Source organism: Variovorax sp. Sphag1AA, assembly GCF_014192575.1.
GTDB lineage: Bacteria > Pseudomonadota > Gammaproteobacteria > Burkholderiales > Burkholderiaceae_C > Variovorax.
Genome location: NZ_JACHYC010000001.1, coordinates 1,314,714 through 1,339,373, shown reverse-complemented (window position 1 = coordinate 1,339,373; position 24,660 = coordinate 1,314,714). Strand labels below are relative to the sequence as shown.

The following is a 24,660-nucleotide window of genomic DNA, read 5'->3' as shown; positions in this document are numbered from 1 at the left end:
ACTTCGATGCTCTCGTGGATCACCACATCGCGATCGCCGACCTTGACGGTCTTGATGCCGAACTCGGGCTTTTCGTAGTCCTTGCCGAGGCGGTACAGAAGGTCGTAGCCGGCGGCCATGCGTTGTGCGATGGGCGTCTGGCCGAACACGGCGCCCTGGCCGTAGAGTTTGGAAGCTGCCTGCGCGAAGTCCGCAAAGGGCTCCATCAGGGAGCGTTGCGCTTCATAGAGTTGGTAGAGCATCGGAGGGCCCAATTAGTTATTGCGATGCAATATATCAGCAGCTCACCGGTCGAAATAGAGTGTGCGCCCCACTTGGGAGCCACACTTGTGACATTGAGCCGATGTGAGCCTTTGCAAGGCGAATGCGAAATGCCTCAGATGCCGTCAGCCGCGGCAATCGGACGGCGTAGTCCGTGGCCTTCGGTTGGGAGATGCATGAAGCGGCGCCGCTGGTGGTCCGCGGCGCCGTTCGAACTCAGAGAACCTTGGCGATGCTCTGGCAGACGTAGTCGATGTTCTTGCTGTTGAGCGCAGCGACGCACATCCGGCCGGTGTCGGTGCCGTAGACGCCGAATTCCTCGCGCAGGCGAACCATCTGGTCCTTGGTCAGGCCCGAGTAGCTGAACATGCCGATCTGCGAGGTGATGAAGCTCATGTCCTGCTTCACGCCGGCAGCCTTGAGGCCGTCGACGAGCTTCTGGCGCATGGCCTTGATGCGCACGCGCATTTCGGCGAGTTCTTCTTCCCAGACCGCGCGACGTGCCGGGTCGTTGAGCACCGCGGCCACCACCGCTCCGCCGTGGATCGGCGGGTTGCTGTAGTTGGTGCGGATCGCGATCTTGAGCTGCGACAGCACTCGCGCGGCTTCGTCCTTGTCCTTGCACAGCACCGACAGGGCGCCGACGCGCTCGCCGTAGAGGCTGAAGCTCTTGGAGAAGGAGGTCGACACGAAGAAGGTCAGGCCCGCATCGACGAACTTGCCGATCACCGCGCCGTCCTCGGCGATGCCGTTGCCGAAGCCCTGGTAGGCCATGTCGAGGAAAGCGGTCAAGTTGCGCGCCTTGACGGCGGCGATGACCTGATCCCACTGGGCGGGGGTGATGTCGTAGCCCGTCGGGTTGTGGCAGCAGGCGTGCAGCACGACGATGGTGCCGGCCGCAGCGGTCTGCAGTGCGGTCAGCATGCCGTCGAAGTTGATGCCGCGCTTGGCAGCGTCGTAATACGGATAGGTTTCGACGGTGAAGCCGGCGTTGGTGAAGAGGGCGCGGTGGTTTTCCCAGCTCGGGTCGCTGATCAGAACCTTGGCCGAGGGGGACAGCTTCTTGAGGAAGTCCGCGCCGACCTTGAGGCCGCCCGTGCCGCCGATCGCTTGAATCGTGGCGACGCGGCCCGACTTGACGGTCTCGCTGTCCGCGCCGAAGACGAGGCCCTTGACCGCGTTGTCGTAGGCGACGATGCCGTCGATGGGCAGATAGCCGCGCGCGCTGGGCGCCTTCATCATGTCTGCTTCCGCCGCCTGGACGCACTTCAGCAGCGGCAGCTTGCCGTTGTCGTCGTAGTACACGCCGACGCCGAGGTTGACTTTTTGCGGGTTGCTGTCGGCAGCGTATTGCTCGTTGAGGCCCAGGATCGGGTCGCGGGGCGCCATCTCGACGGCGGTGAACATAGACATGGAGAAATCCTTTGGGGGTGGTCGATTCGCGTGAATCCGGGGCAGCGTTTAAGCTTTCCGGTTCGCTTGAATTTTACCGGCCGCGCCCGCACCTTTTCCGAGTCCACGCCATGCCAGAAGCCTCCCAAGCCATTCCAGAGTCGCAGAACGCCGAGTCCATGGGACCCGTGAAGCAGGGCGAATTCGTCAGGTTCCCGGGATCGCCATTCGAGCTCTATCAACCGTATCCGCCTGCCGGCGACCAGCCCACGGCGATCGCGGGTCTGGTCGAAGGCGTGCAGGACGGCGAGGTTTTCCAGACGCTCCTGGGCGTGACCGGGTCCGGCAAGACTTACACCATGGCAAACGTGATCGCCCGCCTGGGCCGGCCTGCGATCGTCTTCGCGCCCAACAAGACGCTGGCGGCGCAGCTCTACAGCGAATTCCGGGAGTTCTTTCCGAAGAACGCCGTGGAGTACTTCGTCAGCTACTACGACTACTACCAGCCTGAAGCCTATGTGCCCCAGCGGGATCTGTTCATCGAGAAGGACAGCTCGATCAACGAGCACATCGAGCAGATGCGGCTTTCAGCCACCAAGAGCGTGCTGGAGCGGCGCGACACGGTGATCGTTGCAACCGTGAGTGCCATCTACGGCATCGGCACGCCCGAGGACTACACGCAGATGCGCTTCATCATGCGGCAGGGCGACAAGATCGGTCAGCGCGATGTGATCGGGCGGCTGATCCGCATGCAGTACACGCGCAATGAGCAAGACTTTGCGCGCGGAACCTTCCGCGTGCGCGGCGACACCATCGACGTCTTCCCAGCGGAGCACAGCGAACTCGCGATCCGTGTCGAGCTGTTCGATGACGAAATCGAGTCGCTGCAGCTTTTCGACCCTCTCACGGGACGCATCCGCCAGAAAATCCCTCGTTTCACGGTCTATCCGTCGAGCCATTACGTGACGCCGCGCGACAAGGTGCTGCGTGCCGTCGAGACCATCAAGCTCGAGCTGGACGAGCGGCTCAAGTTCTTTCTGGCGGAAGGCAAGTTGGTCGAGGCGCAACGGCTCGAGCAGCGGACGCGTTTCGACCTTGAGATGCTGGCCGAAATCGGGCACTGCAAGGGGATCGAGAACTACACGCGGCATCTTTCGGGCGCCGCGCCTGGCGATCCGCCCGCCACGTTGACCGACTATTTGCCGAAGGACGCGCTGCTGTTCCTCGACGAGAGCCATCAGATGATCGGCCAGCTCAGCGCCATGTACAACGGCGACCGTGCGCGCAAGACGACGCTCGTCGAATACGGGTTTCGCCTTCCGTCTGCACTGGACAACCGTCCGCTCAAGTTCGAGGAGTTCGAACATCGGATGCGGCAGTGCATCTTCGTTTCGGCCACGCCGGCCCAGTACGAGAAGGACAACGCGGGCAATGTCGTGGAGCAACTGGTCCGGCCGACCGGCTTGATCGATCCTGAGGTGGAAGTCCGACCTGCGACTCATCAGGTGGACGATGTGCTCCAGGAGATCCGCCTGCGCGTCGAGAAGAGCGAGCGGGTGCTCATCACCACGCTGACTAAGCGGATGGCCGAGCAGCTCACGGATTACCTCGTCGACAACGGCGTCAAGGTGCGCTATCTGCACAGCGACGTGGACACGGTGGAGCGGGTCGAGATCCTGCGCGACCTGCGTCTCGGCACTTTCGATGTGCTGGTCGGCATCAACCTGCTCCGCGAGGGGCTGGACATCCCGGAGGTGTCGCTGGTGGCGATCCTGGACGCCGACAAGGAAGGCTTCCTGCGCGCGGAGCGCTCGCTCATTCAGACAATCGGACGGGCGGCGCGCAACTTGAACGGCAAGGCGATCCTCTATGCGGACCGGATCACGGACTCGATGAAGAAGGCGATCGACGAAACCGAGCGTCGGCGGGCGCGCCAGATCGCCTACAACGAGGCCCACGGCATTACGCCACGGAGCATCGTGAAGCAGGTGCGCGACCTGATCGACGGGGTCTACAGCGAAAAATCGAGCAAGGAATCGGCGAAGCGCGACCTGGAGCGGGCCAAGGTGGAGGACATGTCCGAAAAGGACATCGCACGCGAGATCAAGCGGCTCGAAAAAACGATGCTGGAGCACGCGCGCAATCTCGAATTCGAGAAGGCGGCGAGGGTTCGCGACCAGCTGGCGCTGCTGCGGGAGCAGGCCTTCGGGGGGCCTGGGCACGACAATATTGCGCCGTTGGGCGCTGGCGGTCCGGCCGCCTGAGACCGCTCGGCACTGCAATCGGGTTTACCCGAGCACGCGACAGGGCCTTCTGGTATACTTGAGCGAAATACTCAACAAACAAGAAACTTCGCGATGAAGGGCCGACTCCCATTCACTGGTTCGCCAGTCAAGCAGGGGTCGGGCAGGGCGGAGACGACGTCACCGAGACCTCTGGTCGCGGTGTCATTTCAACGGTAAGCACTCAAGGAGCTTGCGATGCGTCTCACTACCAAAGGCCGCTTTGCGGTGACAGCCATGATCGATCTGGCGCTGCGCCAGAACACCGGTCCGGTCACTTTGGCCGCAATCAGCCAGCGGCAGCAGATTTCGTTGTCCTATCTGGAGCAGCTGTTCGGCAAGCTGCGCCGCCATGAGCTGGTCGAATCGACCCGCGGTCCGGGCGGCGGTTACTCGCTGGGACGCAAGGCTTCGGATATCACCGTGGCCGACATCATTGTTTCCGTCGATGAGCCCATCGATGCCACCCAGTGCGGCGGCAAGGAAAACTGCCTCGGCGAAGCAGGCCGCTGCATGACGCACGAGCTTTGGGCGTCGCTGAACCAGCGCATGGTCGAGTTCCTCGATTCGGTCACCTTGCAGAAGCTGGTGGACGACCAGATTGCCAAGGGTGTGCAGATCGAGAACAAGCCCGCCGTCAAGCGCGCGATCTCGAGCCAGCCGGTCGTCAAGCCGATTCGGGTCAATGCGCCCAATTCGGTGTTCGCGCTGGGCAACGCCTTCGCGAAGTCCTGAGTACGAAGGCGCCTGCGGGCGCCCATTCGTCGCACACAAAGAATCAAACCCCACGACAGCCCGAGCCAGCCATGGACGTCACTCCTCATTTCCCGATCTACCTTGACTACGGCGCGACGACGCCGGTCGATCCGCGCGTCGTCGACGCGATGATTCCGTGGTTGCGCGAGCACTTCGGCAACCCGGCATCGCGCAGCCACGCCTGGGGTTGGGAAGCCGAGGAGGCCGTCGAGAAGGCGCGCGGCTTCGTGGCGGAATTGATCGGCGCCGATCCCCGCGAAATCGTGTGGACGTCTGGCGCGACCGAATCGAACAATCTTGCGTTGAAGGGCGCGGCCCATTTCTACAAAGGCAAGGGCAAGCACCTGATTACGGTGAAGACCGAGCACAAGGCCGTGCTCGACACCATGCGCGAACTCGAGCGCCAAGGTTTCGAAGTCACCTATCTCGACGTTCAGGAAAATGGCCTGCTCGATATCGAGGCCTTCAAGGCTGCGATCCGGCCCGACACCATCCTCGCGAGCGTGATGTTCGTGAACAACGAGATCGGCGTGGTCCAGGACATGGTGACGCTCGGCAATATCTGCCGTGAAAAGGGCGTGATCTTCCATGTCGATGCTGCTCAAGCTACGGGCAAGGTCGAAATCGACGTCAAGACGCTTCCGATCGATCTCATGAGCCTGGCCTCGCACAAGACGTATGGCCCGAAAGGCATCGGCGCTCTGTACGTTCGCCGCAAGCCGCGCGTGCGGCTCGAAGCGCAGATGCACGGCGGTGGTCATGAGCGCGGCATGCGTTCCGGTACGCTGCCCACGCACCAGATCGTCGGCATGGGCGAAGCGTTCCGCCTCGCCAAGCTCGAAATGAAGGAAGACATCGCCAAGGCGCGTGCGCTCCAGCAGCGCCTGCTTGATGGCCTGAAGGATGTCGAACAAGTCTTCATCAACGGCGACCTCGAACACCGCGTGCCGCACAACCTGAACATGAGCTTCAACTACGTTGAAGGCGAGTCGCTGATCATGGGCATCAAGGGGTTGGCAGTGTCCAGCGGCTCCGCCTGCACCTCGGCCAGCCTCGAGCCCAGCTACGTGCTGCGCGCGTTGGGCCGCAGCGACGAACTGGCCCACAGCAGCCTGCGCATGACGATCGGCCGGTTCACGACCGAGGAAGAGATCGACTATGCAATCTCGACTATCAAGCACAACGTTGCCAAGCTCCGTGAACTGAGCCCGCTCTGGGAAATGTTCCAGGATGGCATCGATCTGAACACGATCCAGTGGTCGGCTCACTAAAAATCCAAGAGGTACCCCATGGCTTACTCATCGAAGGTCATTGACCACTACGAAAACCCCCGCAATGTCGGCTCCTTTGAAAAGGGCGACACTACGGTGGGCACCGGCATGGTTGGCGCGCCGGCATGCGGCGACGTCATGAAGTTGCAGATCAAGGTCAACCCGGAAACCGGCGTGATCGAAGATGCACGCTTCAAGACCTACGGCTGCGGTTCGGCAATCGCTTCTTCTTCGCTCGTGACCGAATGGGTCAAGGGCAAGACGCTCGACGAGGCCGCCGCCCTGAAGAACGCGCAGATCGCCGAAGAACTGGCGCTGCCGCCGGTCAAGATTCACTGCTCGATCCTCGCGGAAGATGCGATCAAAGCGGCGGTCAACGACTACAAGGCCAAGCATGGCGCCGCCACGAAGGCGGCGGAGGCTGCTCACTGACATGGCTGTGACCCTGACCGAATCCGCCGCGCGCCACGTCACCCGCTACCTCGGAAAGCGAGGCAAGGGCGTGGGGGTGCGGCTGGGCGTCAAAACCACCGGTTGCTCAGGCTTGGCCTACAAGCTCGAGTATGTCGATGAGCTTTCGCCTGAAGACGTGGTGTTCGAAGACCACGGCGTGAAGGTGCTGGTCGACCCGAAAAGTCTCGCCTACATTGACGGAACCCAGCTCGACTTCGTCCGCGAGGGCCTCAACGAGGGTTTCAAGTTCAACAACCCGAACGAACGCGACCGCTGTGGTTGCGGCGAGAGCTTCCGCATCTGATTTGTCCCGGCCTTGAGCCCGAGCCGCCACCATGTCATGTGCTGGCGGCTTTTTAGCGCCATGAACCTCACCGATACCGACTTCGAACTGTTTGCCGTCCCGGCGACTTTCGCGCAGGACCGCGCGGCGCTGGACAACCGCTGGAAGGAGCTTCAGCGCGAAGCACACCCGGACCGATTTGCCGCTCAGGGCGCCGCGGCGCAGCGGGTTGCCATGCAATGGTCGGTCCGCATCAACGAGGCCTACCAGCGGCTCAAGGACCCAATCAAGCGCGCGACCTACCTTTGCGACCTGAACGGCGCACCGATCAACGCCGAGAACAATACGGCGATGCCGCCGGACTTCCTGATGCACCAGATTGCCTGGCGTGAAGAGCTCGAGGAGGCCGAGGACGACGCTGCAATCGAGAAGCTGCGCGGGGAAGTCGAGGCCGGCCGCACCCGCGCTTTGTCGTCGCTCGACTGGCTCATCGACGAGAAGGGCGACTACCTGTCTGCGGCAAAGCAGATCAGAGCCCTCATGTTCATTGAGCGCTTTGCCCATGACATCGAAATCAAGTCGGACCAGTTGGGACAATAGAGCGATGGCATTGCTTCAGATTTCAGAACCCGGCCAGGCGCCCGACCCGCACCAGCGCCGCATTGCCGTTGGCATCGACCTCGGCACGACGCATTCGCTCGTTGCCGCCGTTCGCAATGGGGTGGCCGAGTGCCTACCGGACGGGGAGGGGCGCGTGATCCTGCCGTCGGCTGTTCGGTATCTCGACAAGGACCGCCGCCAGATCGGCTTCGACGCCCTCGCGGCGCGCGCCGAAGATCCCGCAAACGTGATCACTTCGGTCAAGCGGCTGATGGGGCGTGGTGTTCAGGACATCGGCAATCGTGACGCGATGGCCTACCACCTCACGGACGAAGCCGGCATGGTCCGCGTCCTGACCGCTGCGGGCGTGAAGTCGCCCATCGAGGTCAGCGCGGAGATTCTCGCGACGCTGCGTTACCGCGCCGAAGACACCTTCAACGACGACCTGTACGGCGCGGTGATTACCGTCCCCGCGTACTTCGACGAGGGCCAACGCCAAGCGACCAAGGATGCTGCGCAGCTCGCCGGCCTCAATGTCCTGCGTCTCATCAGCGAGCCGACAGCGGCCGCGATCGCTTACGGGCTCGACAACGCGAGCGAGGGCGTTTATGCGGTCTATGACCTCGGCGGTGGCACGTTCGACATCTCGATCCTGCGGTTGACGCAAGGCGTTTTCGAAGTGATCGCAACCGGTGGCGACTCGGCGCTGGGTGGCGACGACTACGACGACGCGCTGGCTGATTTTGTTCTTGCGCAGACGGGTCTCAAGGCAATCAGCGACGCCGACAAGGCTGCCATGCTGGTGGCCGCAAGGGCGACCAAGGAAGCGCTTTCCTCGGTGGATTCGGCGGTCTTCTCGGCCCATCTTCAGGCGGGGCAGATTCAATTTGAAGTGCTGCGAGAGCAGTTCGAAGCGGCGACTGAAAAGCTCACAGCGCGCACCATCGCGTCGGTCCGCAAGGCGCTGCGCGACGCGCGGCTCCAGCCGGATGAACTCAAGGGCATCGTGCTGGTTGGCGGCGCGACGCGCATGCCGCAGATCCGCAACGCGGTCGGCAAGTTCTTCGGCCGCGATCCGTTGACCAACCTGAATCCGGATGAGGTCGTTGCCCTCGGTGCTTCGATCCAGGCCAATCAGCTGGCCGGCAATGGCGGCGTCGACGACCTGCTGCTGCTCGACGTGATCCCGCTCTCGCTGGGCATCGAGACCATGGGCGGACTCGTCGAGCGCATCGTGCCTCGCAACCAGACCATCCCGACTGCGATGGCGCAAGACTTCACAACCTACGTGGATGGCCAGACGGCCCTGGCGCTCCACGTCGTCCAAGGTGAGCGAGATCTCGTCGCTGACTGCCGCAGCCTCGCGCGTTTCGAGTTGCGCGGTATTCCACCGATGGCGGCTGGGGTGGCGCGGATTCGCGTCACCTTCACCGTCGACGCCGATGGCCTGCTGAGCGTCAGTGCAAAGGAGCAGGGCAGCGGTGTGGAGGCGAGCGTCACGGTCAAGCCTTCCTACGGGCTCTCCGATGATCAGATCGCCACCATGCTGCAAGAGAGCTTCTCTACTGCGCAGCAGGACATGCAGGCCCGCGCGCTCGTTGAAGCCCGCGTGGATGCCGACCGCATGCTGTTGGCGACGCAGAGCGCGTTGGATGCCGATGGCGCTCTCCTGTCCGCGGACGAGCGCGAAGCCATCGACACGCTGATGGATGCACTGCGCCGCGCGCAGTCATCGGGTGACGCCGCGGTGATCGAGGCCGCGACCAAGACGCTCGCCGATGGCACCGAATCCTTTGCTGCACGGCGCATGAACGCCGGTATCACGCGCGCGCTCGCGGGCCGCCAGATCGAGTCCCTCTAGAAGAACACTTCATGCCCACGATCAAGATCCTTCCCCACGCCGAGTATTGTCCCGAGGGCGCCGAAATCACCGCGCCCGCAGGTACGTCGATCTGCGAGGCGCTGCTCGAGAACGACATTCACATCGAGCACGCCTGCGAGATGAGCTGCGCCTGCACCACCTGCCACGTGATCGTGCGAAAGGGCGGCGAATCGCTGAACGAGGCGGAGGAAGAGGAAGAAGATCTGCTCGACCGTGCGTGGGGCCTGGAGCCACAGTCTCGCCTGAGCTGCCAGGCGATCCTTGCACAATCGGACCTAACAGTGGAAATTCCGAAGTACTCCATCAATCACGCCAAAGAAAATCATTGATGACCCGGCAGATCGTCCTCGACACCGAAACCACTGGCCTCTCCGCCGAGAACGGCGACCGCATCATCGAACTGGGGTGCGTCGAGCTGTTCAACCGCAAGCTCACCGGCAACGACCTGCATATCTACTTCAATCCTGAGCGCGAGAGTCATGAGGACGCGCTCAAGGTGCACGGCCTGACGACGGACTTCTTGCGCGACAAGCCCAAGTTCGGCACGTTGGCCAACGACATCGTGGAGTACCTTCGGGGCGCCGAGCTGATCATTCACAACGCGGCGTTCGACGTGGGCTTCCTGAACAAGGAATTCGAGCTCTCCGGACTGCCTCCGCTGCGCAGTTTCGTCTCGGAGGTTACCGATACGCTGGCAATGGCGAAATCGGTTTATCCAGGCAAGCGGAATTCGCTGGACGCGCTTTGCGACCGCTTCGGTGTAGATCGCTCCAACCGGACCTTCCACGGCGCAAAGCTGGACGCGCAACTGCTTGCGGATGTCTACATCAATCTCACGCGCGGCCAGGACGCTTTGCTGATCGACGTTGCGACCGACGAGCCGAAGCAGGGTGCCATAGTGATCGTTGACTTGCGCACGTTCGAACTGCCGGTACTCGTTGCCGCCGAGCATGAACTGGCCGCACACGAGGAGGTCCTGGTGCAACTCGATAAAAGTAGCAGCGGTCGAACGTTATTTCGCAAAATGAGCGAAATGGCTGTGGCATAATCGCAGGCTTCGCACCGAACGGTACGAAAAAGATCGATAGCGCTGGCACCCTCGTCGGCGCTTCGGGCGGTTAGCTCAGGGGTAGAGCACAGCATTCACACTGCTGGGGTCCGGGGTTCGAAACCCTGACCGCCCACCAATTTCCCCCTTTCCAATTTCATCGCTTCCGGCGCATGGTTGTTCGCTTGCGAAGCAAGTTGGGCGTGCGCGCCCGCAGTCGCGCGCTTAGCCTGTTGCATAGCGCCTTCGCCTCCCGTAGAACGACGGTTGTGGTTGAAGGAGAACCGCCATGGCCACCAGTCCCGATCTTCCGCCTCCCATGACTCCGCACCCGCCGGACGTTCCCGAGCTGCCTGTCGAGCCCGACGAGGGGCCTGCGGCGCCTCCGGGCAACCTTGCGTTTCCGACGACCGCATCAGTCACAGGCAAGTCGTCGTGACCGGCGGCTGCGCGCCGCTATGCTCCCGACATGGATGAATTCGATTGCGCCGTCATTGGCGCCGGTGTAGTCGGTCTGGCCGTCGCACGCGCTCTCGCGCTCCAGGGACGCGAGGTCATCGTGCTGGAGGCCGGAGGCGCCATCGGTACCGGTACGAGCTCCCGCAACAGCGAGGTGATCCACGCAGGGATCTACTACCCCAAGGGCTCGCTGAAGGCTCGGCTATGCGTGGAGGGCAAGAGGCTGCTCTATGCGTATGCCCAGGAGCGGGGTGTGCCTCATGATCGCTGTGGCAAGCTCATCGTCGCGACCTCTGAAGCGCAGGTCGAACAACTCGCCGGCATCATGGCCAAGGCCGCAGCCAATGGCGTTGACGATATGGTCCTGCTCTCCAGTGACGAGGCCCGCGCGATGGAGCCGCAACTGGCTTGCACCGCGGCACTGCTTTCACCCAGCACAGGCATCGTGGACAGCCATGCGTTCATGCTGAGCTTGCAGGGTGATCTGGAACATGCGGGAGGCATCGTTGCGCTCAAGTCGGGTGTCGCGAGTGCGGCGTGTGAAAAGGCAGGCATCCTTCTGACCACCGATGACGGCACGCGGCTGCGCTGCGGCAGCGTGGTGAATGCGGCGGGCCTTTCTGCTCCGCTGTTGGCACGGCGCTTCGAAGGGCTTTCCCCACAACTTGTGCCACAAGCCTTTTTTGCAAAGGGAAACTACTTCACCCTGGCCGGGCGGGCGCCCTTTAGTCGCTTGATTTATCCGGTTCCGGAGGCGGCAGGTCTTGGCGTGCACCTCACGCTCGATCTCGGCGGCCAAGCCAAGTTCGGGCCGGACGTCCAATGGGTCGATCGTCCGGATGACCTCCAGGTCGATCCCGCCCGCGGCCAGGCCTTTTACGCAGAGGTTCGGAAATACTGGCCTGGCCTGCCCGATGGCGCGCTCCAGCCCGGTTACGCAGGCATGCGGCCCAAGATTTCCGGTCCGAAGGAGGCCGCTGCCGACTTCATGATCGCGGGGCCGGCCGACCATGGCATTCCGGGTCTCGTCAACCTGTTCGGGATCGAATCGCCGGGTCTCACGAGCAGCTTGGCCATCGCCCGTCAAGTGGCTGATCTGCTGTCGTAGACGGGCGCAGGCATGTACCATGCGGCGGTGCGTCGTTTGTCGGCGTGAGTTGCCGGCGCGGTGCCGGCGCGTTGAGGAGGACCTTTTTCAATGACTGCAACCACCAACCTCGAAGCAGCGGCCAACGCCGTGGCGGAAGACATCGCGAGCGATGTGCGCGGCGTGCTCGCCAGCAAGGATCTCGACTCGGTCCCTCACATCAAGGCGCTTCGCCAGCGTATCGACAGCAAGCTGGCGATCGCGCGCGAGTTGGCCGCGGAAAAGAGCCGCGTCGCCGCCAAGAAGGCACGCGAGGCTGCCAGCTCGGCCAACGCCTATGCGCACGACGAGCCCTGGCAGATCGCCGGCGCTGCGCTGGCAGTGGGCGTCCTGGTGGGCCTGCTGCTTGGCCGCCGCTGAGTTCATCCGCGCCAGCGTCGCCTTCAAGCGGGTCCGGACCGGCACTTGCCGCGAGGCTCGCGAGGTCGGCGCATGAGGCTGTCGTCGCTTTTCGGGATCAAATCCCAGTTGCGGCGCCTGCGAATCCTGATCGGTGAAGGTGCGCTCGCTGCGGAAGACCGGGCCGAACTCCTGCGCTTTGCGTGGGAAGACGAGAAGAAGCGTCTGCGATGGATGCTCGGTCTCGTCATCGCGGTGGTTGGACTCACGACGATCGCGATTGCCCTGCTGTCGGTGGCCATCGTCGTCCACTTCTGGGACACGCCATATCGCTCGGTGGCCGCTTGGCTGGTCGCTGCGGTCTGGGTGGCGCTTTGGCTGACCTCGGTGGTTGCGCTTCTGTCGATGTCGGGCAAGTCGTCGTCGGCGTTCGAGCCGGTGCTCCGCGAGTTCGAGCGCGATCGCGCATGGCTCCGGCAAAGCCTCGGAAAGAGAAAGCCGGGCGCAGTACCCCGCGAACCGCGACCGCACACCCGCGAGGAACTGCTGCTGCGTATCGAAAAGCAGCGCGTGCGTATCGCTACCCTCGAAGCGGCCTCGACAGGCAAGGGCGAAGCCCCTGTGCCGAATGAAAGCCCCAGCGCCGCCGCGATACGCATCGCGCGCGAGCATCCGGTTGCGGCCGGCGTTGCTGCCGCAGCGGTGGTCGCGGTCCTTGGGCCGCGCCGCATCGTGCGCTGGGCCAGCGTGATCGTGCCGGTCCTCTGGCGGATGCGCTGATCTCGACGCTCAGGCGTCGCTGCGGCGCAGTGCCTGGGCAACCTTTCGGACCAGCCCCGGTCCCCGATAGATCAATCCGGTGTAGATCTGTACCACGTCCGCACCGGCATCGATCTTCGACTTGGCATCGGCCGCGCTCAGAATGCCGCCGACACCCACGATGGGGAACTTGCTTCCCAGTGCTGCCCGCAACTGCCCGATGACCCGGTTGCTTGCCTCCCTGACCGGCGCGCCCGACAAGCCCCCGGCTTCTGCGGCGTGCTGCAGGCCGGTCACTGCTTCGCGTGAAAGCGTCGTGTTCGTGGCAATGACGCCGTCCATGCCATGCCGCAGGAGCGTCGCGGCGATCACCTTGACTTGGGCTTCGTCGAGATCAGGCGCGATCTTCACGAAGAGAGGGACTCGCTTGCCGTGCCTGGCAGCGAGGGCTTCGCGCTTGTCGGCCACCGCGCCAAGGAGCGCATCCAGTGCTTCGTCGCTCTGGAGCGAACGCAGGTTCGCGGTGTTGGGGCTCGAAATGTTGATCGTCACGTAGTCGGCATGCGGGTACACGCCGTCGAGGCCGATCAGGTAGTCGTCCACGGCGCGCTCGATCGGCGTGGCTGCGTTCTTGCCGATGTTGAGACCGAGCAGCATCGGCAGCCTTGATGTGTCTCGCCGGAAGCGGGCGCGTTGGACGTTCGCGATGAACGCCTCAAGGCCCTCATTGTTGAACCCCAGGCGGTTGATGAGTGCGTCGCGTTGAGGCAGACGGAACATGCGTGGCTTGGGGTTGCCGGGTTGGGCTTTGGGTGTGACGGTGCCGACCTCGACGAAGCCGAATCCCATCGCGGCAAAGGCGTCGATGCAGCGGGCATTTTTGTCGAGCCCGGCCGCGAGTCCGACCCGGTTCGGAAAGGTCAGTCCAGCGAGCGTGACTCGGTCTTCCACACGCGGCGCAGCGTAGGCGCAGGCGAGTGGCGTGTTCTGAGTGCGCGCAAGCGCATCCAGGGTGATTTCGTGGGCGTGTTCGGGATCGAACCCGAACAGGAAAGGACGGGCAAGTCCATAAAGCGACGAGGGCAACAGCAGGGGCATCGGATAATTCTCGACTTCAATCAGCCAAGGATTTTCTCCGATGACTTCCCCCGCTCCGGCTCAGGCCCTGACCCAGGACGAACTCAAGGCGCAGGTCGGCCGCGCTGCACTGGATTACGTTGTCAAGGGCGAAATCGTCGGGGTGGGCACCGGCTCGACGGTGAACAAGTTTATTGATGCGCTTGCCACCATCAAGTCGCAGATCCGGGGAGCGGTCTCCAGTTCGGTGGCGTCGACCGAGCGGCTCCAGGCGTTGGGCATCCCGGTTTTCGACAGCAACGAGGTCGAAGAACTGGCGGTCTACATCGACGGCGCCGACGAGATCGACGGGCGCGGCTACATGATCAAGGGCGGCGGTGCAGCGCTGACGCGCGAGAAGATCGTCGCGGCGCAGTCGCGCCGATTCGTCTGCATCGCCGACTCCTCCAAGTTGGTCAACACGCTCGGGGCGTTTCCGCTCCCTGTGGAGGTGATTCCCATGGCGACGCAGCGCGTGATCCGCCAGTTCGCGCGTCTGGGCGGGCAGGCTCATGTGCGGCTGAAGGATGGGGCGCCGCTCGTGACCGACAACGGTCAGAACATCGTCGACGTGACTGGCCTGCGGATTACCGATCCGCTCGGCTTCGAGACGGAAGTGAACCAGTGGCCGGGGGTGGTCACGGTGGGGGTTTTCGCTCGCCAACGGGCCAGCGTGTGCCTGCTGGGCACATCGTCCGGCGTACGGACGATGCGGTTCGGCTGAGGCCGAAGCGGCCTCAGGGCGCTTTTAGAACTTGATGCCGGCCGGATTGCTCGGCGACGGCTCGCCAGAGGGAGCCGCAGGCACCGGAATGGCGGCGGGCGCCGGCGCCGCGACAGGGGAGGGCTGCGCCGTCGGCGCCAGTGCCACCAGCGGTTGAGCCGGCGGATTCTGATAGCTCGCAGGCAACTGTGAACTCTTCGGATAGCCTGCTGCGTCGAGGTACTGCGACCACTCGCTGTCCGAGAAGCCTTTGAGCTGTTGCAACCCGATGCTGAGCAGCGGCAGGCCGCTCTGCCCGCTCAGGCGTTGCAGGGCAGCGATGTCGTCGTTGCTCTTGACCGTGCGCTCATTGAACGGCACGCCGCGCGTGATCAGCAGGGAGCGCGCCGCGCCACAAGGGCCGCACTCTTCGCCTGTATAGAGCGTGACGGGGTAGCGTTGGGTCACCTGACGCAGCTCGTACGGCAGACCGACGGCCGAATTGACGGTATTCCCGGCACGCGGGGCCGCGGGCTGCGAAGAAGCTGTCGGAGCTTGGTCGGAGAAGGTCACGCGCCCATCCTTGTCGACCTGGCGGTAGACCGCCTGGGCAAAGGACGAGGTCGCGACCAGCAGCAGGGCAAGGCTTGCGATGGCAGAGCGGTTTTTCATCGAGGTCTCCCGGATTCGGATGACGCCGAGTATCTCAGGCTCTGCCACCGCTCGGCCTCAGGCTGGCTGCGGTTCCGCCATTCCTTGATGGCGCAGCAGCGCGTCGATCTGCGGTTCGCGGCCGCGGAAGGCCTTGAACGATTCCATCGCCGTGCGGCTTCCGCCCGCCTCGAGAATGGCCTGACGGTATTTCCGGCCCGTCTCGATGCTCGGCTCGCCGTTGGCCCCGGCAGTTTCCTCGAAAGCAGCATAGGCGTCGGCGCTCAGCACCTCGGCCCACTTGTAGCTGTAATAGCCCGCCGCATACCCGCCCGAGAAGATGTGGCTGAAGGTGTGCGGAGTGCGGCTGAAGGCCGGGGACGGCATGACCGCTACTTCCTGACGTACCTTGCCGAGCAGCGCCAGCACGTCGCCCGGCTTGGCGGTCGTGGCGTCATAGGCGGTGTGCAGCAGCATGTCGAACAGCGAGAACTCGATCTGCCGCAGCGTCTGCAGGCCGCTCTGGAAGTTCTTGGCCGCCGTCATCTTGTCGAACAGCGCGCGCGGCAGCGGTGCACCGGTGTCGACGTGCGCAGTCATGTGGGCAAGCACGTCCCACTCCCAGCAGAAGTTCTCCATGAATTGGCTCGGCAGCTCGACCGCATCCCATTCCACGCCGCTGATGCCAGAGACATCGCGCTCGTTGATCTGCGTGAGCATGTGATGCAGGCCATGGCCGAATTCGTGGAAGAGCGTCGTCACGTCGTCATGCGTGAGCAGCGGCGGCTTGCCGTCGACGCCTTCGGCGAAGTTGCAGACCAGCTGTGCGACCGGCGTCTGCAGGGTGCCGGTGTCGGGGCGCAGCCAGCGGGCGCGGACGTCGTCCATCCACGCGCCCCCACGCTTGGCCGGTCGCGCGGACGGGTCCAGGTAGAACTGCCCGACCTTCTGCCCGCTGCGTTCGATGCGGTAGAACTCGACGCTCGGATGCCAGACCGGCGCCTGGTCGCGTCGGATCGATACCTCGAAGAGTGTCTCGACGATCTTGAACAGCCCCGCCATGACCTTGGGTGCAGTGAAATACTGCTTCACCTCCTGGTCGCTGAAGGCATAGCGCGCTTCCTTGAGCTTCTCGCCGATATAGCTCCAGTCCCAAGGCTGCGGGTCGGTGACGCCGAGTTGCTCGGCGGCGAAGACGCGCAGGTCGGCCAGATCGCGCTCGCCGTAGGGCTTGGCTTTGGTCGCCAGATCGCGCAGGAACTTGACTACCTGGTCGGCGGATTCGGCCATCTTCGGCACGATCGAAAGCTCGCCGAAATTGGGGTAGCCGAGGAGCTTGGCTTCCTCCTGGCGCAACTCGAGGATTTCGCGGATCAGCTCGGTGTTGTCGAACGCCGGATCGCCGAGTTCGCTCGCGCGGGTGACGTAGGCGCGGTAGAGCCGCTCGCGCAGCGCGCTGCTCTTGGCGAACTGCATCACCGGCAGGTAGGACGGCATCTTCAGCGTGAGCTTGTAGCCTTCCTTGCCCTCAGCCTCCGCGGCCGTGCGGGCGGCGCTGATCACGTCTTCCGGAAGCCCCTCCAGCTCCCCGAACGGGGCGTAGTAGGCGAAGGCATCGGTAGCATCGAGTGCGTTTTCGCTGAACTTCTGGCTCAGCTCGGCCTGGCGTTCCTGGATCTCGGCAAAGCGGACCTTGGCCGGTCCCCGCAATTCGGCGCCGCCCAGCACGAAGTTGCGGATCGCGTTGTGATGCGCCTGACGCTGCTCCGCATTGAGCATGGCGGGATCGATGGCCTTGTACTTGGCGTACAGGCGTTCGTCTGAACCGAGGCGCGTCCAGAAGGCAGTGACGCGCGGCATCGCCTCGTTGTAGGCGGCGCGGAGTTCGGGCGTATCGGCAACCGCATTGAGATGGCCCACCGCGCCCCACGCGCGGCTGAAGCGCTCGGACGCCACGTCGAGTACTCGCGAGATCGCCAGCCAGTCCGACGGGAATTCCGGAGCAGTTACGGCTTGCAGCGCCGCTTCGGCCTCCGCCAGTAGTGCGTCGACCGCCGGAGCGACATGCGCGGGCTTGATCCGGTCGAAAAGCGGGAGGTCGGCAAAGTCAAGAAGCGGGTTGTCAGTCATATCTAGTCCAGGTCGAGCGTAGCGAAGACCGTTCGGGAGGGGAGGCGGCTACACGCAGTGAGCAAGCAACGGGGTGATTGTTATCTTGCGGCGCGTTCGGCGGCTTCAAGAGTGTTGGCGAGCAGCATCGCGCGGGTCATGGGGCCGACACCGCCCGGTACTGGCGTGATCCAGCTTGCGACTTCCTTGACGCCTTCGAAATCGACATCGCCCGCGAGCTTGCCGTCTTCCTTGCGGTTCATGCCGACGTCGATGATGACCGCACCGGGTTTGACCATGTCCGCCGTCAGGATGTTGCGCTTGCCGACCGCTGCGACCACCACGTCAGCCTGCCGCGTGATGGCGCCGAGATCCTTCGTCGCGCTGTGGCAGATGGTGACCGTGGCGTTCTTGGCCAGCAGCATCATCGCCATTGGCTTGCCCACGATGTTGCTGCGGCCGATGACGACCGCATGCTTGCCGCGCAGGTCGTAGCCGATCGATTCGAGCATCTTCATGCAGCCGTGCGGCGTGCAGGGCCAGAAGCCCGGCTGACCGACCATGAGTGCGCCGGCGCTTGCAACGTGGAAGCCGTCCACGTCCTTGGCAGGAGAGATCGCCTCGATGACGCGATGGCTGTCCATGTGCGGCGGCAATGGCAATTGCACGAGGATGCCGTGCACCTTGGGATCGTTGTTGAGCGCGTGGATGCGCGCCAGCAGTTCGGCTTCGGTCATGGTCGCCGGATAGCGCTCCAGGTTCGCGGTGAGCCCCGTTTCGCTGCTGTCGTTGACCTTGTGCTTGACGTAGACCTGGCTTGCCGGATCGTCGCCGACAAGCACGATCGCAAGGGTCGGCTGGACGCCGCTCGCCTTGAGCGCGGCAATGCGGCCGGAAACCTCGGTGCGGATTTTTCGGGACAGCGCGTTGCCGTCGATCAGTTGGGCTGTCATCGTTTTCCTGTCTTCCAAGTAAAAACGCCCGCTTGCGCAGGCGTGGGTGCGAGAGGGTGGTCGGCCGGGCGCTAGGCCTTGGCGGGGGCCGCCTGGCCGAGAGCGATCTTCAGCAGATCGGCCACCGTGTTCGCGTTGAGCTTTTCCATGATGTTGGCGCGGTGCGCCTCGACCGTCTTGATGCTGATGCCGAGGTCGTCGGCGATCTGCTTGTTGAGTCGGCCTGCGACGATGCGTTCCAGCACTTGCGCTTCGCGGCCGGTGAGCTTGGACAGCAGCGCGTCGCGGCTGGCGGACTGCTGATGCTGGGCGAAGGCGCCACGGGCGTGTTCGAGCATCCGCTCGACCAGCGCGACCAGCGCTTCGTCGTTGAAGGGCTTCTGGATGAAATCCATCGCGCCCTTTTTCATGCTGTCGACGGCCATCGGCACATCGCCGTGGCCGGTGATGACCACGATGGGCAGGGGCGAGCGGCGTTCGATCAGCCTGTCCTGCAATTCGATGCCGGACATTCCGCCCATGCGGATGTCGACGATCAGGCAGGCGACTTCTCGGGGGTCGTAGCGGGAGAGGAACGACTCGGCCGAATCGAAGCAGCGGACCCGGTAGTCCTTGCCTTCGAGCAGCCATTGCAACGAATCACGAACCGCTTCGTCGTCATCAACGACATAGACCGTGCCCTTCTTGGGAATCAAACTCATGCAGGTACCTTCGCCTCGTTGCTTGCTACTGAATCGATAGCGTCTAACACCGGTATCCAGAAGGAGAAACGGCATCCGACCACATCCGGACCATTGTAGATGTTCTCCGCCTGCATTCGGCCACGGTGCGACTCGACGATCGTGCGGCAGAGGTTGAGCCCGATGCCCATGCCTTCGGGCTTGGTGGAGAAGAAAGCTTCGTACAGCCGGTCCATGACTTCGGGCGACAGGCCCATGCCGGTGTCCTGAACGGAAAACTCGACGGCGTTGTGGCCATCAATGATCTTCGGGAGCACACGCAGCTCCACGCTGCGGCGTGCCAGCGGACGATTGGCGAGGTCGATGGATTCGGCGGCGTTCTTCAGCAGGTTGACCATGACCTGCTCGATTAGGATCGGATCGACCCGCAAGACCGGCAGGCGAGCGGCAACGTAGTGATTCAGGCGCACGTTGCGGCGGCGCAACTCGATCCCGGCCAGCTCGACCGCTTCGCTGACCATCATGGCCACTTCGGCAGGCGTCCGGTTGGGCTCGCTGCGCTTCACGAAGGAGCGGATGCGCTGGATGATCTGGCCCGCGCGCTGGGCTTGCTTCGAGGTCTTGTCGAGCGCCGCCAGCAGCGCGTCCGAGTCGATCTGGTTGCCCTTGATCCGCGACATCATCCCGTTGCAGTAGTTGGAGATGGCGGTCAGCGGCTGATTGAGTTCATGCGCCACGCTGGAAGCCATTTCGCCCATCGTGATCAGGCGGCTCGCGGCGTGCGCGCGGTCGGCCTGTGCCGCGGCAAGGTCCTCTGCGTCGCGGCGCGGCGTGATGTCGGTCGCGATCACGAGTTGCGCGAGGCGGCCGTCGACCCAGGTCAGGTAGCGCGAACGCACCTCCAGCCACTTGCCGAGCTCGGGCACGAAGATCTCGTTGTTGGCCGGCTGGGCCGCGGTGAGCTGGTCGATCGGCAGTCCGGCGAAGGGGTCCACGTCGTCGAGTTCTTCGTCGCGGGCATGCGAAGCCGGGACACCAGCCTGCGCCACCATGTTCAGGTGGCCGACGGTGTTGGACCCGAACCAGAGGCGATAGAGCTTGTTCGCGAACACCAGTTCTTCGCTGCCGAGCGGCGCGACCGACACCGAGGCGTCCAGCGCTTCCAGGACGGTGGTGAAGCGCTCGTAGGAGGCGGACAGCTGCTCGCGGATGCGGGTCGGCTCGGTGATGTCGGTCATCGAGGTCATCCAGCCCGTCTGGTGGCCGCGCGCATCGATCAGCGGCGAGACGTACAGCCGCGCGTTGAAGACGCTGCCGTTCTTGCGCTTCACGCGCACCTGGAATCCGCCTGGCAGGGCACGGCCGTGCAGTTCTTCTTCGAGCCGCTCGTTCATGACTTCGCGGTCCGATTCGAGCCAGTAGGGGAAGGGAGGCGTCTGGCCGACGAGCTCGTTTTCGCTCCAGCCGGTCATCGCACAGAAAGCAGCGTTCACGTAGGTGATCCGGCCTTCGAGGTCGAGCACGCGCATGCCGGTGAGCATCGAGTTTTCCATCGCGCGACGGAAGTTGGTTTCCGCCACCAATGCCTGCTGCGCCTGCAGGCGACGCCGCGTGTGGCGCCAGGTGCCGATCAGCATCCAGCTCGTCAGGACGCTGAGCGCGCCGACCAGCCAGAAGAGGCCGTTGCCAACCACCCCTTGCGAGGTTCGATAGGCCTGCGCGCGCAGCACCAGTCCGTTGCCGACTGGGGACACCGGAACTTCATATTCGTTGGTATGAACCGCCCACGGCAGCAGGCGGTTGCGGGCGCCTTTCGGATTGGCGACGGTGTTCCCAGCGATCAGGCCGCCCTTGCCATCGAGAAGCGACACCGCGTAGCGCGCGGAAACCTCCGCCGGCATGCCGTAGCGCAGCAGGCCGTCGACGGAGAACTCGCCGAGAAGCGTGCCCGCGAACAGCCCCTGATCGAACATCGGGATGTGGAGCTGCAGCATCGGAGCGGGGTCGCCGCCCGCCAGGGGCTGCGAGTAAACCAACTGCCCGAGCTCGCGTGCCAAGGCATAGCTGCTTTCCGTGTCGCCGGGCCGCAGTACTTCGCCGTTTGCGCGTTGCTGCGCAGGATGAACGCTCGGCGCCGCATAGCTCGCCTTTACCCGACGGCGATCGTCGATCCAGGTCACGGCCTGGAGTTCGGGAAACTGGCTGACCAGCGATTCGGCGCGGCTCGTGAACTCTGCGACGTCGATCTCTCGATTCGACGCATCGCGCGCCAAGCGGGAAAGCTGCTCCTGCCGCTCGAGCAAGCGCATGCGCACGCGCTGTTGCGCGTACTCGACGTCGCGCTTGACGGACTCCTGCACGCGCTCCATTTCCTCCGCGCGCAGATACCAGAAGGCCGACACGATGGCCGCGAGAAAGAGCAGCACGGCGGCGAGCGGCGCGAGCATCGCCACCGCGTCCTGCAGCATGGGCGTCTGCCGGCGCCACCAACGGCGCCACCATGAAAGCGGCGATGCGTGGACCGCGCTGCGGGCGACCGCGATCGGGGAGGAAAAGGGCATCAGTCGAGTTTAGGTGATCACCTTTCGGGCGGGGTGTCAACTGGTCCATTCAATGACGATGTCGGAAGGGAAAACTCGCGAAAACTACCCCGAAGTTTCATTGGTGAATTTCGTAATAAGAAAACGTCACGCACTATTTGAAATTGCCGAATTTCTGTGAGAAACTCCCGCCGCACCGCCAATCCGGCACTAAATTACTGCCACAACCCCCTCAAAAAGGAGACAAGCATGTCGGCGAATCCTCAGAACCTCTTCGGTTCGGCCGCTAACGATCAAGACGCGCAGGAAACGCGCGAATGGATGGATGCCCTATCGGCAGTCATCGAGAGCGAGGGGCCGGAACGGGCTCACTTCCTGCTCGAGCAACTGCTCGAACATGCCCGTCAGAACAGCATCGACAAACCGTTCTCCGCCAACACGGCCTACGTGAACACCATCGAGGTCGACCAGGAAGAGCGTTCCCCCGGCAACATCGAGATCGAAGAGCGCCTGCGTTCGTACATGCGCTGGAATGCGATGGCGATGGTCGTGAAGGCCAACCGCCACCATCCGCCCGAGGGCGGCGACCTCGGCGGCCACATTGGCTCCTTTGCCTCGCTGGCGACCATGTTCGGCGCCGGCTTCAATCACTTCTGGCATGCCGAGAGCGAGAACCACGGCGGCGACTGCCTCTACATCCAGGGCCACGTCTCTCCCGGCATCTACGCCCGCGCCTACCTCGAAGGCCGCCTGACCGAAGAGCAGCTGCTCAACTTCCGCCAGGAAGTCGACGGCAAGGGCCTGTCGAGCTACCCGCACCCCAAGCTCATGCCCGAGTTCTGGCAGTTCCCCACGGTGTCGATGGGCCTCGGCCCGCTGATGGCGATCTACCAGGCGCGTTTCCTCAAGTATCTGCACGCACGCGGCATCGCCAACACCGAGAACCGTAAGGTCTGGGTTTTCTGCGGCGACGGTGAGATGGATGAAGTCGAATCGCTCGGCGCCATCGGTCTCGCGGCGCGCGAGAACCTCGACAACCTGGTCTTCGTCATCAACTGCAACCTGCAGCGCCTCGACGGCCCGGTGCGCGGCAACGGCAAGATCATTCAGGAACTCGAAGGCGAATTCCGCGGATCGGGCTGGAACGTCATCAAGCTGCTGTGGGGCGCCAACTGGGATCCGCTGCTGGCGCGCGACAAGGACGGCGCGCTCCGCAAGATCATGATGGAGACGAACGACGGTGACTACCAGTCGTTCAAGGCTAATGACGGCGCCTACGTGCGCAAGCATTTCTTCGGTCGCGATCCGCGCACCCTCGAGATGGTCTCGAAGCTGAGCGACGACGACATCTGGGCGCTGCGCCGCGGCGGCCATGATCCGCAGAAGGTCTACGCCGCCTTCCACTCGGCCGTGAACCACAAGGGCCAGCCCACGGTGCTGCTGATCAAGACCGTCAAGGGCTTCGGCATGGGCAAGATCGGCGAAGGCAAGAACACGGTCCACCAAACCAAGAAGCTCGGCGACGAGGACATCAAGGCCTTCCGCGACCGCTTCAACATTCCGATCCCGGACAGCCAGATCGGCGATCTGCCGTTCTACAAGCCGGCCGACGACACCCCGGAGATGAAGTACCTGCACGAGCGCCGCAAGGCCCTCGGCGGCTACCTGCCGCATCGCCGCACCAAGGCCGACGAGAGTTTCACCGTGCCGTCGCTCGAAACCTTCAAGGCGGTGCTCGAGCCGACCGCCGAAGGCCGCGAGATCTCGACCACGCAGGCCTACGTCCGCTTCCTGACGCAGTTGCTGCGCGACCAGGCGCTCGGCCCACGCGTTGTGCCGATCCTTGTCGACGAGGCACGCACCTTCGGCATGGAAGGCCTGTTCCGCCAGGTTGGCATCTACAACCCCGCGGGCCAGCAGTACACCCCGGTCGACAAAGACCAGGTCATGTACTACAAGGAAGACAAGGCTGGCCAGATCCTGCAGGAAGGCATCAACGAAGCCGGCGGCATGTCGAGCTGGATCGCGGCGGCCACGTCGTACAGCACGAACAACCGGATCATGGTGCCGTTCTACGTGTACTACTCGATGTTCGGCTTCCAGCGTATCGGCGACCTCGCCTGGGCGGCGGGCGACATGCAGGCGCGCGGCTTCCTGCTCGGCGGCACTTCAGGTCGCACCACGCTGAACGGCGAAGGCCTCCAGCACGAAGACGGCCACAGCCACATCCTTGCGAACACGATCCCGAACTGCGTCAGCTACGACCCGACCTTCGCGCACGAAGTCGGCGTGATACTGCATCACGGCCTCAAGCGCATGGTCGAGAAGCAGGACAACGTCTACTACTACCTCACGCTGCTCAATGAGAACTACGCGATGCCCGGCCTGCAGCCCGGCACCGAAGAGCAAATCATCAAGGGCATGTACCTGTGCAAGCAGGCGCCGGCGCTCAAGGCCAAGTCGCCCAGCGTGCAACTGCTCGGCAGCGGCACCATCCTGCGCGAAAGCGTTGCCGCGCAGGAACTGCTCGAGAAGGACTGGGGCGTCAGCGCCGGCGTGTGGAGCTGCCCCAGCTTCAACGAGCTGACCCGCGACGGCCAGGAGGCCGACCGCTGGAACCTGCTGCATCCGACCGACGAGCCGCGTGTGCCCTTCGTCGCGCAGCAACTCTCCGCGAGCACCGGCCCAGTGGTGGCGTCGACCGACTACATGAAGGCCTACGCCGAGCAGATCCGTCCTTTCGTTCCGAAGGGCCGCAACTACAAGGTGCTCGGCACTGACGGCTTCGGCCGCAGCGACTTCCGCGCCAAGCTGCGCGAGCACTTCGAGGTCAATCGCCACTACATCGTGCTGGCCGCGCTCAAGGCGCTGGCTGAGGACGGCACCATCCCCGCACAGAAGGTGGCCGATGCGATCAAGAAGTACGGCATCAACGCCGACAAGATCAACCCGCTCTACGCATAAAACAACCAACCA

22 protein-coding genes, 1 tRNA gene and 1 pseudogene are annotated in these 24,660 nt (G+C 63.7%); 16 read left to right on the top strand and 8 right to left on the bottom strand.

The features are described from left to right. Positions 1-242, bottom strand: a pseudogene (locus FHW64_RS06515) (polyhydroxyalkanoate depolymerase); the annotation flags it as partial. A gap of 235 nt (positions 243-477) precedes the next feature. Continuing rightward, a complete protein-coding gene (locus tag FHW64_RS06510) occupies positions 478-1,674 on the bottom strand; it encodes an amino acid aminotransferase (protein ID WP_184524129.1) in 1,197 nt (398 codons plus the stop codon). 110 nt (positions 1,675-1,784) lie between these two features. On the opposite strand from FHW64_RS06510, the gene uvrB reads away from it, so the two are divergent. The 14 genes from uvrB (at position 1,785) to FHW64_RS06440 (ending at position 12,953) form a co-directional block, all read left to right on the top strand. Then, on the top strand, positions 1,785-3,917 hold the full coding sequence (gene uvrB / locus FHW64_RS06505; RefSeq protein WP_311733265.1) for an excinuclease ABC subunit UvrB: 2,133 nt from the start codon (positions 1,785-1,787) through the stop codon (positions 3,915-3,917). 216 nt (positions 3,918-4,133) lie between these two features. Then, the gene (gene iscR, locus FHW64_RS06500; RefSeq protein WP_088957541.1) at positions 4,134-4,670 is read left to right on the top strand and encodes a Fe-S cluster assembly transcriptional regulator IscR; all 537 of its coding nucleotides are present in this window, start codon (positions 4,134-4,136) and stop codon (positions 4,668-4,670) included. A 71-nt stretch (positions 4,671-4,741) separates the two neighbouring features. Continuing rightward, positions 4,742-5,962 carry an IscS subfamily cysteine desulfurase gene (locus tag FHW64_RS06495; RefSeq protein WP_184524127.1) on the top strand — a complete coding sequence of 407 codons (1,221 nt, stop codon included), beginning with the start codon at positions 4,742-4,744 and terminating at the stop codon, positions 5,960-5,962. Positions 5,963-5,980: 18 nt separating this feature from the next. After that, positions 5,981-6,394: a Fe-S cluster assembly scaffold IscU gene (gene iscU, locus FHW64_RS06490; RefSeq protein WP_184524125.1), complete on the top strand. Its 414-nt coding sequence runs from the start codon at positions 5,981-5,983 to the stop codon at positions 6,392-6,394. Between the two features lies 1 nt (position 6,395). After that, positions 6,396-6,719, top strand: a complete 324-nt coding sequence (iscA, locus tag FHW64_RS06485) for an iron-sulfur cluster assembly protein IscA (protein ID WP_184524123.1) — start codon at positions 6,396-6,398, stop codon at positions 6,717-6,719. A gap of 60 nt (positions 6,720-6,779) precedes the next feature. Then, entirely contained in the window at positions 6,780-7,298 is a 519-nt protein-coding gene (gene hscB / locus FHW64_RS06480) for a Fe-S protein assembly co-chaperone HscB (RefSeq protein ID WP_184524121.1), read from the top strand. A gap of 4 nt (positions 7,299-7,302) precedes the next feature. Further along, positions 7,303-9,159, top strand: a complete 1,857-nt coding sequence (hscA, locus tag FHW64_RS06475; RefSeq protein ID WP_184524119.1) for a Fe-S protein assembly chaperone HscA — start codon at positions 7,303-7,305, stop codon at positions 9,157-9,159. Positions 9,160-9,170: 11 nt separating this feature from the next. Beyond that, the gene (gene fdx, locus FHW64_RS06470) at positions 9,171-9,509 is read left to right on the top strand and encodes an ISC system 2Fe-2S type ferredoxin (protein ID WP_184524117.1); all 339 of its coding nucleotides are present in this window, start codon (positions 9,171-9,173) and stop codon (positions 9,507-9,509) included. Then, entirely contained in the window at positions 9,509-10,228 is a 720-nt protein-coding gene (gene dnaQ / locus FHW64_RS06465; RefSeq protein WP_184524115.1) for a DNA polymerase III subunit epsilon, read from the top strand. Before fdx ends, dnaQ begins: the two co-directional genes overlap by 1 nt. 64 nt (positions 10,229-10,292) lie before the next feature. Next, positions 10,293-10,367 (top strand) — tRNA-Val (locus tag FHW64_RS06460). Between the two features lie 150 nt (positions 10,368-10,517). Continuing rightward, on the top strand, positions 10,518-10,667 hold the full coding sequence (locus FHW64_RS06455) for a stereocilin (RefSeq protein ID WP_184524113.1): 150 nt from the start codon (positions 10,518-10,520) through the stop codon (positions 10,665-10,667). Positions 10,668-10,697: 30 nt separating this feature from the next. Further along, positions 10,698-11,795 (top strand): NAD(P)/FAD-dependent oxidoreductase, encoded by a 1,098-nt coding sequence (locus tag FHW64_RS06450; RefSeq protein ID WP_184524111.1) that lies wholly within the window; start codon positions 10,698-10,700, stop codon positions 11,793-11,795. 90 nt (positions 11,796-11,885) lie between these two features. Further along, positions 11,886-12,194 (top strand): glycine zipper domain-containing protein, encoded by a 309-nt coding sequence (locus FHW64_RS06445; RefSeq protein WP_184524109.1) that lies wholly within the window; start codon positions 11,886-11,888, stop codon positions 12,192-12,194. A 72-nt stretch (positions 12,195-12,266) separates the two neighbouring features. Then, positions 12,267-12,953, top strand: a complete 687-nt coding sequence (locus tag FHW64_RS06440) for a phage holin family protein (RefSeq protein ID WP_184524107.1) — start codon at positions 12,267-12,269, stop codon at positions 12,951-12,953. Positions 12,954-12,962: 9 nt separating this feature from the next. Here FHW64_RS06440 and FHW64_RS06435 read toward each other — a convergent pair whose 3' ends face one another. Beyond that, positions 12,963-14,030 (bottom strand): quinone-dependent dihydroorotate dehydrogenase, encoded by a 1,068-nt coding sequence (locus tag FHW64_RS06435; protein WP_184524106.1) that lies wholly within the window; start codon positions 14,028-14,030, stop codon positions 12,963-12,965. A 40-nt stretch (positions 14,031-14,070) separates the two neighbouring features. On the opposite strand from FHW64_RS06435, the gene rpiA reads away from it, so the two are divergent. Next, positions 14,071-14,772, top strand: a complete 702-nt coding sequence (gene rpiA, locus FHW64_RS06430; RefSeq protein WP_184524104.1) for a ribose-5-phosphate isomerase RpiA — start codon at positions 14,071-14,073, stop codon at positions 14,770-14,772. Positions 14,773-14,796: 24 nt separating this feature from the next. Here the strand turns inward: rpiA and FHW64_RS06425 are convergent, their stop codons facing one another. The 5 genes from FHW64_RS06425 to FHW64_RS06405 form a co-directional block, all read right to left on the bottom strand. Next, on the bottom strand, positions 14,797-15,423 hold the full coding sequence (locus FHW64_RS06425; RefSeq protein WP_184524102.1) for a glutaredoxin family protein: 627 nt from the start codon (positions 15,421-15,423) through the stop codon (positions 14,797-14,799). A gap of 57 nt (positions 15,424-15,480) precedes the next feature. After that, positions 15,481-17,532 (bottom strand): M3 family metallopeptidase, encoded by a 2,052-nt coding sequence (locus tag FHW64_RS06420; RefSeq protein ID WP_184524100.1) that lies wholly within the window; start codon positions 17,530-17,532, stop codon positions 15,481-15,483. A gap of 80 nt (positions 17,533-17,612) precedes the next feature. Next, entirely contained in the window at positions 17,613-18,464 is an 852-nt protein-coding gene (gene folD, locus FHW64_RS06415) for a bifunctional methylenetetrahydrofolate dehydrogenase/methenyltetrahydrofolate cyclohydrolase FolD (protein WP_184524098.1), read from the bottom strand. A 71-nt stretch (positions 18,465-18,535) separates the two neighbouring features. Next, positions 18,536-19,165, bottom strand: a complete 630-nt coding sequence (locus FHW64_RS06410) for a response regulator transcription factor (RefSeq protein WP_028253580.1) — start codon at positions 19,163-19,165, stop codon at positions 18,536-18,538. Next, complete coding sequence (locus tag FHW64_RS06405; protein WP_184524096.1) at positions 19,162-21,705, bottom strand: PAS domain S-box protein; 2,544 nt, start codon at positions 21,703-21,705, stop codon at positions 19,162-19,164. The genes FHW64_RS06410 and FHW64_RS06405 overlap by 4 nt, the downstream gene beginning before the upstream one ends. Positions 21,706-21,933: 228 nt before the next feature. On the opposite strand from FHW64_RS06405, the gene aceE reads away from it, so the two are divergent. After that, positions 21,934-24,648 (top strand): pyruvate dehydrogenase (acetyl-transferring), homodimeric type, encoded by a 2,715-nt coding sequence (gene aceE / locus FHW64_RS06400; protein WP_184524094.1) that lies wholly within the window; start codon positions 21,934-21,936, stop codon positions 24,646-24,648. Positions 24,649-24,660 lie beyond the last annotated feature (12 nt).